14 protein-coding genes are annotated in these 15,558 nt (G+C 64.0%); 5 read left to right on the top strand and 9 right to left on the bottom strand.

Features of this window, described 5'->3' with window-relative positions; translation table 11 throughout:
* Positions 1–34: 34 nt before the first annotated feature.
* From KUV74_RS03635 to KUV74_RS03625, 3 genes are read left to right on the top strand one after another with little or no spacing between them, the layout of a single operon-like run.
* Positions 35–277, top strand: a complete 243-nt coding sequence (locus KUV74_RS03635) for a DUF4160 domain-containing protein (protein ID WP_124802813.1) — start codon at positions 35–37, stop codon at positions 275–277.
* Positions 258–533, top strand: coding sequence for a DUF2442 domain-containing protein (locus tag KUV74_RS03630; protein WP_124802811.1), 276 nt, complete (start codon positions 258–260; stop codon positions 531–533). The genes KUV74_RS03635 and KUV74_RS03630 overlap by 20 nt, the downstream gene beginning before the upstream one ends.
* 55 nt (positions 534–588) lie before the next feature.
* Complete coding sequence (locus KUV74_RS03625; protein WP_185696369.1) at positions 589–1,818, top strand: DUF3541 domain-containing protein; 1,230 nt, start codon at positions 589–591, stop codon at positions 1,816–1,818.
* Between the two features lie 68 nt (positions 1,819–1,886).
* Here KUV74_RS03625 and KUV74_RS03620 read toward each other — a convergent pair whose 3' ends face one another.
* The 5 genes from KUV74_RS03620 to nhaD all read right to left on the bottom strand — a co-directional run bounded on the left by KUV74_RS03620 (position 1,887) and on the right by nhaD (position 9,102).
* Positions 1,887–2,696 carry a PEP-CTERM/exosortase system-associated acyltransferase gene (locus KUV74_RS03620; protein ID WP_052704270.1) on the bottom strand — a complete coding sequence of 270 codons (810 nt, stop codon included), beginning with the start codon at positions 2,694–2,696 and terminating at the stop codon, positions 1,887–1,889.
* Positions 2,697–2,801: 105 nt separating this feature from the next.
* Positions 2,802–5,663 carry an EAL domain-containing protein gene (locus tag KUV74_RS03615; RefSeq protein ID WP_222515643.1) on the bottom strand — a complete coding sequence of 954 codons (2,862 nt, stop codon included), beginning with the start codon at positions 5,661–5,663 and terminating at the stop codon, positions 2,802–2,804.
* Positions 5,663–6,883 carry a hypothetical protein gene (locus KUV74_RS03610; protein WP_231498440.1) on the bottom strand — a complete coding sequence of 407 codons (1,221 nt, stop codon included), beginning with the start codon at positions 6,881–6,883 and terminating at the stop codon, positions 5,663–5,665. Before KUV74_RS03610 ends, KUV74_RS03615 begins: the two co-directional genes overlap by 1 nt.
* Complete coding sequence (locus tag KUV74_RS03605; protein WP_204248922.1) at positions 6,852–7,304, bottom strand: substrate-binding domain-containing protein; 453 nt, start codon at positions 7,302–7,304, stop codon at positions 6,852–6,854. Before KUV74_RS03605 ends, KUV74_RS03610 begins: the two co-directional genes overlap by 32 nt.
* Positions 7,305–7,623: 319 nt before the next feature.
* A complete protein-coding gene (gene nhaD, locus KUV74_RS03600) occupies positions 7,624–9,102 on the bottom strand; it encodes a sodium:proton antiporter NhaD (protein WP_045991758.1) in 1,479 nt (492 codons plus the stop codon).
* A gap of 258 nt (positions 9,103–9,360) precedes the next feature.
* Here nhaD and KUV74_RS03595 point away from each other — a divergent pair, with 258 nt between their 5' ends.
* Positions 9,361–10,077: a DUF3581 family protein gene (locus KUV74_RS03595; protein WP_108448031.1), complete on the top strand. Its 717-nt coding sequence runs from the start codon at positions 9,361–9,363 to the stop codon at positions 10,075–10,077.
* A 97-nt stretch (positions 10,078–10,174) separates the two neighbouring features.
* Here the strand turns inward: KUV74_RS03595 and chrA are convergent, their stop codons facing one another.
* Together chrA and KUV74_RS03585 are read right to left on the bottom strand one after the other, a co-directional pair.
* Positions 10,175–11,395, bottom strand: coding sequence for a chromate efflux transporter (gene chrA / locus KUV74_RS03590; RefSeq protein ID WP_124802805.1), 1,221 nt, complete (start codon positions 11,393–11,395; stop codon positions 10,175–10,177).
* Positions 11,396–11,800: 405 nt separating this feature from the next.
* Complete coding sequence (locus KUV74_RS03585) at positions 11,801–12,514, bottom strand: hypothetical protein (protein ID WP_222515642.1); 714 nt, start codon at positions 12,512–12,514, stop codon at positions 11,801–11,803.
* Between the two features lie 409 nt (positions 12,515–12,923).
* Between KUV74_RS03585 and KUV74_RS03580 the strand changes: the two genes are divergently transcribed.
* A complete protein-coding gene (locus KUV74_RS03580) occupies positions 12,924–13,280 on the top strand; it encodes a DUF427 domain-containing protein (RefSeq protein ID WP_045992174.1) in 357 nt (118 codons plus the stop codon).
* 211 nt (positions 13,281–13,491) lie between these two features.
* Here KUV74_RS03580 and KUV74_RS03575 read toward each other — a convergent pair whose 3' ends face one another.
* Together KUV74_RS03575 and KUV74_RS03570 are read right to left on the bottom strand one after the other, a co-directional pair.
* Positions 13,492–14,025: a methylated-DNA--[protein]-cysteine S-methyltransferase gene (locus KUV74_RS03575; RefSeq protein ID WP_222515641.1), complete on the bottom strand. Its 534-nt coding sequence runs from the start codon at positions 14,023–14,025 to the stop codon at positions 13,492–13,494.
* Positions 14,009–15,556 (bottom strand): DNA-3-methyladenine glycosylase 2 family protein, encoded by a 1,548-nt coding sequence (locus KUV74_RS03570; RefSeq protein WP_261395051.1) that lies wholly within the window; start codon positions 15,554–15,556, stop codon positions 14,009–14,011. The genes KUV74_RS03575 and KUV74_RS03570 overlap by 17 nt, the downstream gene beginning before the upstream one ends.
* Positions 15,557–15,558 lie beyond the last annotated feature (2 nt).

Genomic DNA, 15,558 nt, shown 5'->3' with positions numbered 1-15,558 from the left:
GACAAGGGGGACGCCGCTCCCCCATGAGGGAGTGATGCCGACACTCTTGAGAAAAGGCCCGTACCGGTTTTTCTTCTACAGCGACGAAGGCGATCCACGAGAGCCGCCCCATGTTCACGTGGCGGCGGGCGATCAGGTCGCGAAATTCTGGCTGGATCCGGTCGAGTTGCAATCGAGCAAACGTCTGCGTGCCCATGAAATCACCCAGCTCTGTCGGCTGGTTGAACGGCACCAGGCAGAGTTTCTGGAGGCATGGCATGCGTACTTTACGTCTTGAATCCGAACCCCTGGCTGTTGATGTGGCATTCTCCTCCGATGCATTTTGCGTCACCCTGAATGATGGGCGAGAGCTTTCGATTCCGCTGGCCTGGTTTCCCAGGCTATTGCACGGCTCACGTGAGCAACGTGAGCAGTGGGAGCTGATCGGCGGCGGAGAAGGGCTGCACTGGGAGGCCCTGGACGAAGATGTCTCTGTGGCAGGTCTGTTGGCCGGTCGCGGTGATCAGACGCGCCGCCGCGAAAGCGTCGCTTGACCGGCCGTCTGGCTTGAAAACCACCATGAAGGGCGCTTCGGTGCGTCGAGCGTGCTTGTTCACGCTATTCGGCGCGATGACGCTGCTGCTGAGCGTCGCATCGCCGGCCCTGTTGTCATTACCGAGTGACACTGCCGTCTTTGCCTCGACTCAGGTTTCTGAGCAGGCCTCTCGATCTTCTCCTGTCGGCCAATCTCCAGGTGCGGTTGGCGCAAGTGTTGCTGTTGGCGAAAGCGGTGCTGCTGGCGAGAGTCGTACTATCGCCGAGAGGCGCGCCGCCGCCGAGATCCGTGCCGTCTATGAAACCTCCTTCGACCTTCTTCCCGCCGACAAGCAGCGCCACTACGCCCAGCGGTTGTGGCGGGTGACCGGTGACCCTGCCTACCTATGCGCCAATCATGCCTACGGCCGACGTCTGCTCGATCAGCTCGCGCGTGACGCCTTCACCGTCGCGGACAGTGACCGGCTTCGCCAGCGCAATCGCGAGTTGCTGGCGGCCTACCCCGAGACCAGCCCCAAGCAGCGTCGGCGCAAGGCCATGCTGTCGGAACATGTCGACATGATGCTGCCTCGGGGCATCCTGTTTCGGCTGGCCCAGGCCCGCTACCACGGCTTGCTTGGACAACTTTCCGAGGCTGACCGGCGCTCGCTTGAACAGGCCGTGGGCGCAGTGGATTGGCGGGCCTTTCTGACCGACCCCGAGGTGGTGTCGGTGTATGCCGCCCAGGTGGCCAACCAGGCCGCCTTCCTGGCCCAGCTGGGGATCGTGGATCTGCGTGGCGAGCTCGCCCGGGCCTTTCGTGACCGTTATCCACCCGGACGGATCGAGGAGCTGTCACCGGCGGAATATCGCAACTGGGTCTACGGCCTGACCCACTTCATCATCGCCGCGAGCCACTACTACCAGCGGATGCTGTCCGACGGCGAGCTCGATTGGGCGGTGGCGGCGTTGCTCGGCCAGGGAGAGGCGTTGTTGCAGGTCAAGGCCGATATCATCGCCGAGGTGGCGCTGTCGCTGCAGTTGGCAGGGCAGGCCGATCATCCACTGGTGGCGGTGCTGCATGAAGCGCTGCTGGCACGACGGGATCCGCAGTCGGGCATCCTGCCCGCTACCGACGGCGGGTTCGATCTGGGCGAAGGTGAGCATCGCAATGTGCTGGCGATCATGACGCTGGGGTGGGACGGGCGGTTGTATTCAGGGCCCCGGCTGGTCCTCAAGGACATCTCCGAGGAGCGTGACTGCCGACTGCCTGGGCGGTCCCTGGCAACGTCGCCCGAGGACTGAGTTGGAGGCCGGGTCGGAAGTCCGCTCAAGGGTCGGGTCGAGAGGCCAGACACTCGACCGACGCCTCGCTATACCCGGCAGCTCGACGTCGAGCGCCACAGGCTCCCCAGTCCGTCGAGGTGGTCCCGGGTGGCGGGCAACTGGGCCCCCAGTGACTCGTGCAGACGAAGGTAAAGCGGCGTCAGCAGCGGATTGCGTTCGCGCTCGGCGCATTCGTTGTCGATGTAGTAGGCACGCCGGGTACCGCAGTAGTGGATGGTGTCGCTCACCGGCTGGAAACGAAAGCCGGACAGGGTCAACAGCCGCGCCAGGGGAGGCTCCATCAGGGCGTAGAGGTGTCGCCGTGCGGTCAGGCCGGCAAGGGCGTGGGCGCTCAAGAACAGGCCGGTGACGATCAACGGAAATGCCTGGCGTTCCTCCGGAGGAAACTGTACCGGCAGCGTTTCTTCGCCCTTGCTTGGGGCCCGGAAAAGCCGCGAGATCGCCAGGCGAGAAATTTCGGCGATCTGGCGCCCGTCGTGCTGTCGCGGATGTAGCGAAGGCGCCGTGAAGACGCTGCGGGTGGCGTTCATCACCGGCAGGTCATCCGGACGATCGACGGGGGGAAATACCAGTCGCACGCAGCCCGCCGCGAGACCGCTTGAGCGATGTTCGACCAGGCAGTGGATGGCCTGTTCATCGAAGTCATCATGCTCCTGTTGCTTGTCACTGTCGCCTGGCAGGGCGTATTGAAGCTCACGTAGAAAGACGTCATGGCGCAGCGAATAGACCCGCTCCCTGTCCGCGACCGTCTTTACCAGGATCACCCGGAACTGGTCGGCGAACTGCTCCAGCAGGCGCTGTTGCCGGGATGGCCTCTCGGTGTCTGCTGCTGGCATGGGGGATCACCTCCGTGTTGTTATAGCCGGGCCGTAAAGGCCCGGCGGGCGTCCGGCTCCCTGCTCCGGTACACCCTGTCTATGATAATACCCATTCAATATGCACTAGTTTACCGAATCGATGTCGCTCACTGGATCGAAGGCGAAGACCTCTTTGAAGGGCACAGGACGGCCAAGGTGATACCCCTGGCCATAGGTGATGTTGTAGGACGACAGCAGCGGAATCAGCGCCTCCTGGTCGACGAACTCCGCAACGGCCTGTTTGCCGAAGCCGGTGGCGATGTCCGACACCGCCTTGACGATGACACGGCTGTCGGGATTGGTCGCCAGGCTGCGGATGAAGGAGCCATCGATCTTGATATAGTCCACCGGCAACTGGCCCAGATAGTGGAAACTCGAGAAACCGACGCCGAAGTCGTCCAGCGCGGTCCGACAGCCTAGATCACGCACGCTCTGCAGCACCCCGCGGGCGGTGGAGAAGTCGGTGACGGCGGCGGTCTCGGTAACTTCCAGCACCAGATGATGGGGATCGGCCTGACTGACCGTCAGCAGGTTGGCCAGGTACTGCTTCAGCCCTTCGTCGTGGAGCGACTGTCCCGACAGGTTGACCGCCAGGCTGATGCCCTCGAGCCTCGCCAGGGCATGCACGCAGTGATGCAGCACCCAGCGATCGATCGCCACGATCTGGCCTGAATGTTCGGCCACTGGGATGAAGCGTGCCGGTGATATCAGGCTGCCATCGTCGTCGCGCATGCGCAGCAGCACCTCGTAGTGGCGGATCGAGCGATCCTCCAGCCGCACGATGGGCTGCACCATCAGCACGAAGTCACCCTCCACCAGGGCTCGGCGAATACGGTCGACCCAGTAGACACGCTCGTTGAGCTCATCCCGGGCGTTTTCCAGAGTGGCCAGCAGGTGCCAGCGTTGCAGGTTGCTGGCCTTGGCCTTGTACATGGCCACGTCGGCGCTGGCCATCAGGTCGGCGGGGGTGGCGCCCTCGGTGGGGAAGGGGACGATACCGATGCTCGCAGTGACCCGGTGGCGACGTCCTTCGGCGACGAACCCGAGGCTCTCGAACAACTGGTTGAGGTGCTGGGCGACGCGGATCGCGTGGTCGTCGTCGACCCCAGGCAGCAGCAGGGCGAACTCGTCGCCGCCGAGGCGCGAGATGACCCCTCGGTGGGCGTACTCCTGCTGCAGCAGGCGGGCCACGGTATGCAGCATGCGATCCCCGGCATGATGGCCGCTGAGCTCGTTGACCTCCTTGAACTGGTCAAGGTCCAGCAGCATGACCACACCCTGCTCGTCACGGGCCAGGGCCTTGCGCAGCGACTCCAGGAAGAAGCGACGATTGTAGAGCTCGGTCAGCGGATCGCGCTCGGCGAGCCAGGTCAGTCTGGCCTCGGCGGCTTTGCGCTCGGTGATATCAAGTCCCACCGATATGCGTGCCAGGGAGGCTTTGGCACCGCTCTTCAGCGGGCTGTGGTACCAGATGATGGTGCGTGGCTCCCCATCGGGAAGGGTCAGGGTGCGTTCTTCCTGATGCAAGGGCTGGCTGGGCTCGCTGTCCCCCGGGCCTGCGCCGAAGATGTCGTCGAAACGACGCCCCAGCAGTTCCTGGGAGGGGCAGCCGAGCTGGTCCTTGAGGTAGTCGTTGACCATGTCGATGCGCCCCTCTTCGTCCAGCGTGAGGATATGCACCTGGGCGGTATCGATCAGATTGCTGACAAAGTCCCGCTCCCTGGCCAATTCATCGATACGACGTGCCAGCTCATCCCCCCGCTGAGCCACCTGGCGCTGCAGGCGCTCGAGCTTGTCGGCCAGCGTCAGGGTGCTGGATTCCAGCACGTCGATCTCGTCTGGCAGGCGACGTGGCGCCAGCGGCAAGGCTTCGCGCGCCTGGGAAAAGCCACCACTGGCCAGCGGCGGCAGCACCGAGGCCACCCGGCGCAGTCGAGCCATGGGACGCAGCAGGATCGCCAGCAGCAGGAGTTCGGCAGACAGCCAGCCAAATAGACTGGCCATCATCTGGGTCCGGGTATCCAGCTGGATGGCATGGATCTGGGTGGTGATGTCCGAGATCAGCACGAAATAGGCGGGTGCACGAGCCCCGGAGGACGAGGTCAGCGGGACGGCGGAAAGCTCAAGATGACGTCCCTGCTGCTCCAGGCGCAGGGGTTCCTGCGCCAATGCCTCGAGGGAACCTTTTCGACTGGCCTGGTGCAGCAGCGGCAGGCTCTGTGAGGCGTTGGTGACCGCCTGTACCCGTCCCTTCCAGCCGTCCAGTCGACGTGGTTCAAAGGCGGCTTCGGTGGCGCTGGTATCGACGCTGATCAGGGCGACCTCGCTGGTGGATATCTCGCGAGTCTGGCGGGCGACGTCCGCCAATGAGCGAGACAGCAGCAGGGTGCCTGCGCTGCCGCCGCTGGCCAGTATCGGGACCACGGCATACTGGCGGCACTCGGGAGAGCACTCGAGCGGCGACAGGGGGAGCTCCCGGGACATGACGCTTTCCACCCAGCGCCGATAATGAGGCGGCGGCGACTGGCCTGGTTCGAGCCCCAGCGACATGACCGCACGGGTGCGATCATCGTAGACCAGCATCTGTTCGATACCCGCCTCCAGCTGGAGCGAGGGCCACAGTGAGGCCAACGCAGGGGACAGCGCCTCGGGCGGTGACGGCGGGGCCCCCTGCTCCAGCGCAGGGCCCAGGTCGGGCGAGGCCGCGATCAGTCCCGCCAGCTGCTGCAACCCTTTTTCCGAACGGCGGATGGCGAACTCGAGCTCACGCTGCTGGCGCTCGATCTGCTCCTGACGCGTGGCGGTGAACTGACGTGTCAGGTTGGTGTGAGACAGGTAGGTGAACAGCACTGCCAACGCCACCAGCAAAAGGCTGGTGAGGGTGACCACTCGCCATGTGAGGCCCAGGCGAAGGCGCTCGGGGCGTGACGGGCTGGTAACCGGCATCAGAACCTCAACGAGAGCTGGAAGAGCCACATGTTCCAACGTCGCTCGGTGTCTTCAGGATCTGGATTATCCTGAACCGGCAGCCAGGCGGTCCCGTCCACATAGTGATACTCGCCCGCCAGCATGACCCGTGAATGGGGCTGCCATTGCAGACCGAAGGTCCAGTCATTGGCGTACTGGGAGTGGGCCGGACCACGGCCTTCGCGTTCGTAGTCGGTGCCGTTGCGGTCGTCGCGGTCGTTGACCAGGCTGTCGTAGCGGACCAGCCAGCGCCAGTCGTCGAGGAAGCGCCGGCGATATTGCACGTACCAGCTTTCACCCTGGTTCTCGTTGTCCTCGAAGGCGTCGAAGCCGGTGAGGCTGACGTCGCGCAGCGCGTACTCCGCGGTCAGGCTCCACAGCTCGGCGTTGTATTGAGCAGAGAAGATCCACGGCTGGAAATCGAGCTTGCCGTCTCCGGGAAAGGCACCGGGGGAATCGTAGTCGGCCTTGACCGAAGCCGCGCTGACGGCAAATACCATGCGACCGCCGTCGTGTTCGTAGCGCACCTGGCCTACCGCCGAGGTGTCGGCGTCGAAGGAGCCGGGCAACACATCGAGCCCCAGCACCTCTTCCACATCGTCATCCACCTGCGCCTGGCCGACACCCAGCTGGGCATGGATCACGCCGTTGTCGATGCGCTCTTCGTGGTAGAGGCTGACGCCGTCGGCAGACAGCCCCAGGGAACGGGTGCGGTCGAAATAGATCGACTGTGGCAGCAGAATGCTGGGGCGGGTAAAGGCCACATCCCGGGTCTGGTTGTAGAAGCCGAAGGGATTCTTGAAGCGCCCGACCTGAATGCCGAAGGTGCGATCGCGGTCGGACAGCATCTGCCAGTCGACGATACCGTAGTCGAGTTCCACCGAACCGTTGTCGACCTCGCCGGCGCGCCGGCTCAGGGCCTGGGCGGCCAGCAGCAGGTTCTCGGTGGGTCGGATGGAGGCGTTGATGCCGAGCTCCGTGTAGTCCCAGCTGCCGCCACTATCGCTGCTGTCGCCGAACATGTTGTTGTCGTCGGTGATCACCAGCGCCTGGCTCAGAAAACCGTGCACCTGGAAGGTGTCCAGGGGGGACGCCTGTGCGGTGGACACCAGCAGCAGCGGCACCAGCAGCGAAGGCGCCAGCAGCCCCAGGCGGCATCCCACCGACCTAATCCCTGGCAATGGCTTGGACGCGCTCATCCAGATACTCCCTTTCGATGTAGCCGATGGCTCCGGGGGTGGTGGCCACCGTGTCGATCATGTCTTGCTGACTGCGCACACGATGTGGCGCCTGCCCGGTACCCGAAAAGACGATGCGGTCCCAGGCCAGCTGCAACTGGTGAGGATAGACAGACAGCCATTCCTTGACGAAGGTGGCGTGGACGGGGTCATCACTGGCCAGGACGTACACCTCCGCGCCTTGCCCGCTGGGCCAGGTGCGCAGGCGCATGGCAAAGATCGCCCGCAAGGTATCGCGGTCGAGCTCGCTCAGGGCAAGGCCAGGATGAGAAATGACCACCACCTCGTCTGCGGTCTTTCCCCACGCAGCCGTGCTGGCCAGCCCTCCGGAGATCAGGACCGTCCAGATGCAGAACAGGAGGCGAAGAGATAACCGACGCATCAACGCAGCCTCTCTGCAGCCTCGATGGAGGACAATCGCCACCTGGAGAGTGGCATCCACTGTGTCATAGTGCTCCGGATTCCCTGCATGGCTTCCTTGCGACGTCGCATTTCTTGGGCTTGGCCGCAGAAAAACGCTCTTTATAGGTAGATAGCCAGATGTCGTTACGCATCAAATGCGCCCAGCTTGTGCATTAACAAGCTTATCCTAAGGTGAGTCACTGTGGGGGAAAAGAGAGGTAGTAAAGAGTTTATGCCACCAACGCAAGGCGATGTGGTGCTTGCGAAGGTGGCATGGCAAAGAGAGGGACGGCCGGGATTCAGCCCTGAATGGCGAAGCTGGCCTGGTTCAACCACAGGTGCGCCGCGACGCTGGCGGCGTAGCCCAGCGCGATCACCGGGGCCCAGCGCAGGTGGCCCATGAAGGTGTAATAGCCGCGTGCCTGGCCCATCAGCGCGACGCCAGCAGCGGAACCGATCGACAGCAGGCTACCACCGACGCCAGCGGTCAGGGTGATCAACAGCCAGTGGCCGTGGGACATCTCTGGCTCCATGGTCAGTACCGCGAACATCACCGGAATGTTGTCGACCACCGCCGAAATGACACCGAGCGCGATATTGGCCCAGGTCGCGTCCCACTGGTTGTACATCACGTCAGACAGCAGTCCGAGATAGCCCATGAAGCCAAGACCGCCAACGCACATGACGACACCATAGAAGAACAGCAGGGTGTCCCACTCAGCCCGGGCGACCCGGTTGAACACATCGAAGGGGACCACGCTGCCGAGTTGCTCGAGCTTCTTCCAGTCGCCCTTCTGGGTATAGACGGTGCGCTTGCGGTCCAGCGACTTGGGCAGGCTCTTGCGCAGATAGAAGCCAAAGAACTGCAGATAGCCCAGTCCGGTCATCATGCCAAGCACCGGCGGCAGGTGCAGCAGGGTGTGGCAGGCAACGGCGGTGGCCACCGTGAGCAGGAACAGGACGATGATGCGGCGTGCCCCACGCTTGAGCTCCACCGTCTCCTCGAGGCTGTCCGGGGTGCGATTGTGGATGAAGAAGCTCATCACCACCGCCGGGACCACAAAGTTGATCAGCGAGGGAATCAGCAGTTCGAAGAACTCCTGAAATTCGATCAGGCCGGCCTGCCAGACCATCAGGGTGGTGATGTCGCCGAAGGGGCTGAAGGCGCCACCTGCGTTGGCTGCGACCACGATGTTGATACAGCAGAGATTGATGAAGCGCTTGTCACCTTCGGCCACCTTGGTCACCACCGCACACATCAGCAACGCCGTGGTCAGGTTGTCGGCGATCGGCGAGATGACGAAGGCAAGGCCGCCGGTGAGCCAGAACAGGGTGCGGTAGCTGAAGCCTTTCTGGACCATCCAGGAACGCAGGCCATCGAAGATCCGGCGCTCGTCCATGGCGTTGATGTAGGTCATCGCTACCAGCAGGAACAGCATCAGCTCGGAGAATTCCAGCAGCGTCATATGGAAGGCATGCTCGGCCTCATCCGGCATACCGGATTGCACGTAGGTCCAGCCGATCAGCGCCCAGATAAGGCCTGCCGCCACCAGCACGGGCTTGGACTTGCGCATGTGCAGCTTTTCTTCCGCCATCACCAGGGCGTAGGCCAGCACGAAGATGGCCACCGCCAGAAAGCCGGCGAAGGAGCCGGTGAGGTCGAGTTCTCCGGTCACCGCCTGGCTGGCTCCCGCCAGGGTGAGCCCCATCAACAGCAGAGCGGCGAGGACGAGCCAGCGACCCGGTCGTCGTATCCTCTTGTTGTCATAATTATGCATGACGATGTCATCCTGAAAGTGAATGAGAAAGGGAGAAATCGACGTCGAGACTACCACAGCGTTTTGCACTGCAATATGCTGCCAAAGGCGCGCTGGAATGCACCTTTGGTAGGAGTAGTGAGGCCCTGTCCGGTTGTCGGGGCAAGAATCTGTGCTAGTTGATGCCGGCGGTGCTCATCTCGGCAGGTTCTGTGGCATCATGCTCGCCTGGAGAGCCTCCGGGAGCTCCATCTTCAGTTTCAGCCAGGCGCCTGCTCCATGTTTCTTGATGACTACCACTCCTGCGTCGATGATCGCATCGTGATTTCCGCTGACCAGGCGAGCCGCTTCGCCAAGTGCATAGCCGGCGACTTCAACCCCATTCACACACCGGGCGCACGGCGGTTCTGCGTACCGGGCGACCTGTTGTTCGCTCTGGTGCTGAAGCGTTTCGGACTGTCGCCGCACATGAACTTTCGCTTTCTCGCCATGGTGGGGGCGGATCGGGCGCTCAGTTTTCGCGAGGAAGGCGACCGGGTGATACGGGTGCTGGACGATGACGGCAAGTGCTATCTGGAGGTCGAACGGCGCGGAGAGGTGACCTTCGACGAGAGCGTCGTCGAAGCCTTCACGCGCTGCTACGTGGCGTTTTCGGGAAAGAACTTTCCTCACTACATGAAGCCGCTGATGGAAGACTGCGGTGTCATGTTCAATCCCAAGCGGCCGCTGGTGATCTACGACAGCATGGGCTTTTCGCTGACGCGACTGGATGCGCTGGAGCCGGCGTTACGGCTGCTGGATTCCCGCCTGGAGGTCATCGGCAAGCGCGGTGACGTGCACCTCGAGTTCGCCATCGACGCCGCTGGAGAAAGTATCGGTCATGGTGGCAAGAAGCTGGTGGTCAGTGGCCTGTGTCCCTATGACGCCGAGGCCATGGACGACATCGTCGACCAGTTCTACCAGTTGAAGCGGGATCACGCCGGCACTCCCTGCTGAGTCCGGGCCGGACCTGACGGCCGGCTGCTGGTATCGCCGGCGTCGGGAGCGACACCTTCTTCATGGGCAGGCAGGCACCTTTCGTACCCGCCAAGCCCTAGCCCAGCAGCCCCCTGACCAGCCCCAACGCCAGAAACGCCAGCACCAGTGCCCACACCGGCAGCCGCTTCAGCAGCACGAATCCTGCCACTACGATCGCCACGTCGAGGGTCGAGACGATGGCGCTTTGCCACACCGGATCGATGAAGGCGGCCCCCAGCAGCCCGACCACGGCGGCGTTGGCACCGCTCATGGCTGCCCTCAGGCGAGGGCGACGGCCGAGCCGTTGCCAGGCCGGCAACAGCCCGATCACCAGCAGGGCCCCGGGAAGGAAGATGGCGACCAGCGCCAGGGCGCCCGCCCACACGCCGCCGGCAACGCTGCCCAGATAGGCGGCGAAGGTGAACAGCGGCCCCGGAACAGCCTGAGCGGCGCCGTAGCCAGCCGTAAACTCCTGAGTCGAGACCAGCCCGCGGCCGACCACCTCGGCGTCCAGCAGCGGCAACACCACATGGCCCCCGCCAAACACCAGTGCGCCGGCGCGATAGAAACCGTCGGCCAGCGTCGTCCAGGCGTTGGGCGAGAGCCAGTGCAGCAGGGGCAGCCCTCCCAGCAGCAGCGCGAACAGCACCAGGGCAACGGGACTCGCCCAGGACGCCAGCGATGGTGCCGGCACGCCAGCGTCGTCGGTCGACGTTGACGTCGCGCCTTCCAGCAGCAGGAGACCTGCCAGGGCTCCCAGCACGATGACCGCCACCTGGGCGCCGATGCCGCCGACGACCAGCATGATGGCAAGCGCCACCAGCGCCATCCCGGCACGGGGAAGATCCGGGCAGAGGCTGCGGGCCATGCCGGTCAGGGCCTGGGCGACGACCACCACGGCGACCAGCTTGAGCGAGTGGATCAGCGCTTCGCCAAGGGCGCCGTCCATGGCACCGGCACCATAGGCGAAGGCCATCATCGCCAGTGCCGAGGGCAGGGTGAAGGCGAGCCAGGCCAGCAGGGCGCCGACCAGGCCGCCGCGGATCAGTCCGATGGCAAGCCCCACCTGGCTGCTGGCCGGGCCGGGAAGAAATTGGCACAGCGCCACCAGTTCGGCGTAGGCGGATTCGCTCAGCCAGGCTCGGCGCTTGACGAAGACCTGATGGAAGTACCCCAGATGAGCGACCGGACCGCCGAAGGACGTCAGCCCGAGGCCAAGGAAGGTCAGAAAGATATCCAGGTGGCGTCGCGGCTGTTGTCGGAGGGGTTGTTGCGATTGTTGAGGGCTGTGTTCCATGACGTCACCGCGAGAAGTGGCAGTCCAGTCTGTCACCTCGAGGTGACAGTGAAATGAAAAGAGATAACGGAAGGCAGGTGGCATGGACAGGGGGCGTCATGCCCCCTCTCTGTCTGCGCTCTGTCTCCACCCTATCTCAATTCAATCTCCACTCTATCTCCGCTCTATCTCCAGTCTGGCCGACTAGCCCTTCGGCCAGGGCCTTATCCCGTCAGTGAGCCAGCGCCGGCACTTTTCAGGCAAGCCTTAGGCGCTGTCCAAAAAGTCGACGAGCGAAGGTTAGACAAGGCAAAAATCGGTGAGAAAGCGCAGTTTACGGGGTGTAAATGAGCATTTTGACCGGGCTGGCGAACCAGCCGATTTTTAACGCCGTATTACCGAGCGCAGGCACTTTTCAGACAAGCCCTAGCGCAGGTAGAGGCGGCCCTGTTCATACAGACTGCGGCAGTCGCTGGCGTCGTGGAAGCGATCGGCTTCGATATTGCCGCTGGCAACCCCGGGGCCGGCGAAGCGAGGATCATCGCACTCACCGTCATGGCTCCACTGGCTGCCGTCGTCGCCCCACTCGATCTCGCCACCGACGTAGCTGCTCGATGCGCCGGCCGACGCTGCGCTGCTGGTGGACAGCGACTCGGATACCACCAGAGTCGCGGGTGCCAGCTGGCCGCTGCCATCGTAGCTGCCGACCCAGACGTTGTAGTTGCCGCTGGGGGGCGAGGTCAGTACCACCGCAGGATCGGTGCCGTCGGCGTCATCGCTGCAGTGCCAGATGCCGCTGGCGTCGTAGACCACCAGGGTGGTATCGCTGGCCGAGGTGGCGGCGATCTTGAGCGGGTAGCTGCCGGCGGTGTAGTTGATGTCCACATCCGGAGCCTCGGCGTTGACGAAGCCGGCACAGTCGGCGCTGACCACACTGGCCCGGGTATTGCCGCCGGCCATCACGTCGAGGATCTGGGGATCCGGCTGGAAGCCGGCGCTCAGGGTCAGGGTGGAATAGACCGGAGCGGCGGTCCAGTCGAGCTGCTGGGCCACGGCAGGCTTGCTGGTGGACATGCCGGCGCAGGCGGTGGTCAGCAGAGGAAGCGCCAGAATGAGGGAGGTACGTGCGAAGGGGGGCATCGGATGTCCTTGGATGAGCGTTTGATGGTGACGGGGCGAATGAGACACCAGGTCAGTCGAACGAGGGGGCAGTCGAATGGACGGACGACATGACAAGAGCGACGCCCGAATTTCAGCGCACGCCCGGTCCTTAGCATAAAAAACCTGGATATCGGATACCACTTAATAAGCACTCACTAGCTCTGGGCGATAGTGCTGTGCTGAATCGGCGCATCAGGCTGAATCAGCAAAAAGTACGCTGAAAGTGTGTTCTACAGGCGTGGTACTGTGATTCATGGAAATTTGAGAGCAGGCGATGGCGTCGGGGGTTCTTCGTAGTGGGCCCGCGCAGGGCATCCGGGAATCCGGTTCGGTCTTCGCCAGCACTCGACGAGACCGTCATCTTCCCGACACGCAGAGGATGCTGCCGATGGATACCCCCCGTACGGAGCGAATCTCGATCTACCCCTTGACCACCCGCGTAAGAGTGGACGTCGAAGGCCAGGTCCTGGCCGACACCCTGCACGCGCTGGAACTCACCGAACCGGGCTACCCGCCACGCCTCTACCTGCCTCGCAGCGACGTCGACATGAGTCGTTTGGTGGAAAGCGACACCCGGACCCACTGCCCGTTCAAGGGTGACGCTCGCTACTTCCATGTGGAGGTCAACGGCCGCCGTTACGAAGATTCGGTGTGGAGCTACGAACAACCCCTCGATGGCGTCCAGGCGATCCGCGCCCACCTGGTATTCGATCCCAGGGTGGCGACCGCCAGCGTCGAATCCTGAAGAGGGGCCGCTTGGCGATAGAGAGCCCTGTCAGGCGGTCAGGTTGCCAGGAGTTGGTCAGCACAGCTCCAGCGGCACTTCCTGGGCCTCGAAGGCCAGCAGTCATTGCTTGCGCCCCATGCCACCTGACGATAGAGAGCCCTGTCAGGCTGCCAGGCGGTCAGGCGGTCAGGCGGTCAGGCGGTCAGGCGGTCAGGCGGTCAGGAACTGGTCAGCACAGCTCCAGCGGCACTTCCTGGGCCTCGAAGGCCAGCAGCCATTGCTTGCGCCCCATGCCACCTGCATAACCCGTAAGGCTGCCATCACTGCCGATGACCCGGTGGCAGGGCACCACGATGGCGATGGGATTGCGTCCGTTGGCCGCGCCCACCGCCCGGTGGGCTCCCTTGCGGCCGAGTCCTTCGGCGATCTGGGCGTAGCTTCGGGTCTCGCCGAAGGGGATCTCCGACAGCGCCTTCCACACCTGACGCTGGAAATCGGTGCCATGGGGATCCAGCGGCAGCGAGAAGCTCTGGCGTCGCCCCTGAAAGTAGTCATCAAGCTGTTCGCGGCAGGCGCGAGTGTGCTCCGAGGGGCGAGTCGTGATGGTCTCGGCCCGGCCGACGTCGATAAAGTCGAGTCGGGCGACGCCGCCAGCGGTAGCGGCGATGACGATGGCTCCCAGGGCGTCGACCTCGGGCGGATGGTAGACCTCGAGTCCAGCGAAGGCGTCGAGACAGGCGATGGGATCAAGGGTCGTTGTCATGGTCATGACTCCAGAGTTGCAGCAGCAGATAGCTGCGCCAGGGGCGGGCCTTGTCAATGTCGATGCCGATGTCGCTGTCGCCCCCAGCCACTGAAGGGGGGGACAGGACGCGTCGAATCACGGCGTCACCGGCGAGCCAGACATCGGGGTCGCTTTCGCCCCTTAGACGGGCGTAGCCGGCGGTCCAGGGGCCGATGCCGAGAATGTCCTCCCAGTGCGGAGGATTGCGCTCGTCACCTGCCACCGCCTCGGCCAGGCGTCGAAGCGTCTGGCGTCGAAGCGTCTGGCGTCGGCTGTCGGGCATGCCGAGAAAGGCAAGCGGCGAGCCTGCCAGCGACGCCGCGCTCGGGAAGTGGCAGCCACCGTCCGGGGTCCTCTCGCCGAGGGCATCGACCAGCGTCTGGGTCAGGGCGCGCGCCTGGACGAGGCTGACCTGCTGGCCGAGTACGGCGCGAACGGCAGCCTCGAAGGGTGACCATAGCCCAGGCAGGCGCAGGCCTTCCACCAGTGGCAGACCGGGAGCCGCGTCGCGCAGGGTCGCGTCGATCAATGAGGGGGTAGCGTCCAGGTCGAGCATGCGCCGAATATTGGCGATGACGCCAGTCACCTGATTCAGATCGTCGATGACCAGTTCGACACGAAAGCCATGGCGTTCGGGCTGATGGAAGGCGGTGAAGTGCCCACGGGCGCTACGCCAGCGGAAACGTCGGCCGTAGTGATCGTCGCCGACCCACTCGAGACCGCGGATCGCTCGGCGAGCGAAGAAGTCGCGCAGCGTGGCGAAGGCGTAAGGGGGACGATAGCCGAGGGTCAGGCTCAGGCACTGGCCGAGCCCCTGCCCTGTGTCCTTGCGCGTGCTGGTGCTCGACACGCGCCGGCGAATATCACGGGGGCTGAGTCCGATGCGCTCGCGGAACACCTCGTTGAAGCGTCGTACGCTGCCGAAGCCGCTGGCGAGCGCGACCTCGCCGATGGTCAGGCTCGATTCATGCAGCAACTGTTTGGCGAACAGACAGCGACGCTGCTGCGCATAGCCCGATGGCGAAATGCCCAGGTGGCGCTGAAACAGCCCTCGTAGATGGCGAGCTCCGATACCGAGCCGTGCGGCCAGGGCCTCGACCGAGTCACCATCCAGCGCGCCCTGGTCGATCAGCGCAAGCGCTCGCTTGAGGGTGGTGTCACTACCTTGCCAGGCAGGCGAGCCCGGGGCGCTGTCGGGACGACAGCGCAGACACGGTCGGTAACCCGCCTGGAGCGCGCCCAGCGCACTTTCGTAGTAGCGCACGTTGTCTTCCCGCGGCAGTCGCGCCGGACAGATGGGCCGACAGAAGATACCGGTGGTCAGCACCGCCACGAAGAAGCGACCGTCGAAGCGTGGGTCCCGACTGAGCCGGGCTCGTTGCAGCGTCGCGAGATCAAGCGTCATGGGGTGGGATGCGCGGGCGCCAGGTGCATTCCCCGGTGCGCCTGACGCGTGGCCCGGGGCGCCTGGCTGGCGGGTGGCGTTCAGGTTGGTGGACGGCGCAGGCATGT

Source organism: Halomonas sp. DP1Y21-3 (assembly GCF_019801245.1).
Lineage (GTDB): Bacteria > Pseudomonadota > Gammaproteobacteria > Pseudomonadales > Halomonadaceae > Halomonas > Halomonas litopenaei.
Note: the sequence above shows the minus strand (reverse complement) of the source record. Positions and strands in the feature narration are given on the sequence as shown.

Excerpts from the sequence above, each read along its gene's own strand:
- KUV74_RS03635 (WP_124802813.1), top strand. The coding sequence starts at position 35 with ATGCCGACACTCTTGAGAAAAGGCCCGTACCGGTTTTTCTTCTACAGC.
- KUV74_RS03630 (WP_124802811.1), top strand. The coding sequence starts at position 258 with ATGCGTACTTTACGTCTTGAATCCGAACCCCTGGCTGTTGATGTGGCA.
- KUV74_RS03620 (WP_052704270.1), bottom strand. The coding sequence starts at position 2,696 with ATGCCAGCAGCAGACACCGAGAGGCCATCCCGGCAACAGCGCCTGCTG.
- KUV74_RS03615 (WP_222515643.1), bottom strand. The coding sequence starts at position 5,663 with ATGCCGGTTACCAGCCCGTCACGCCCCGAGCGCCTTCGCCTGGGCCTC.
- KUV74_RS03610 (WP_231498440.1), bottom strand. The coding sequence starts at position 6,883 with ATGAGCGCGTCCAAGCCATTGCCAGGGATTAGGTCGGTGGGATGCCGC.
- KUV74_RS03605 (WP_204248922.1), bottom strand. The coding sequence starts at position 7,304 with ATGCGTCGGTTATCTCTTCGCCTCCTGTTCTGCATCTGGACGGTCCTG.
- nhaD (WP_045991758.1), bottom strand. The coding sequence starts at position 9,102 with ATGCATAATTATGACAACAAGAGGATACGACGACCGGGTCGCTGGCTC.
- KUV74_RS03595 (WP_108448031.1), top strand. The coding sequence starts at position 9,361 with ATGTTTCTTGATGACTACCACTCCTGCGTCGATGATCGCATCGTGATT.
- chrA (WP_124802805.1), bottom strand. The coding sequence starts at position 11,395 with ATGGAACACAGCCCTCAACAATCGCAACAACCCCTCCGACAACAGCCG.
- KUV74_RS03585 (WP_222515642.1), bottom strand. The coding sequence starts at position 12,514 with ATGCCCCCCTTCGCACGTACCTCCCTCATTCTGGCGCTTCCTCTGCTG.
- KUV74_RS03580 (WP_045992174.1), top strand. The coding sequence starts at position 12,924 with ATGGATACCCCCCGTACGGAGCGAATCTCGATCTACCCCTTGACCACC.
- KUV74_RS03575 (WP_222515641.1), bottom strand. The coding sequence starts at position 14,025 with ATGACAACGACCCTTGATCCCATCGCCTGTCTCGACGCCTTCGCTGGA.
- KUV74_RS03570 (WP_261395051.1), bottom strand. The coding sequence starts at position 15,556 with ATGCCTGCGCCGTCCACCAACCTGAACGCCACCCGCCAGCCAGGCGCC.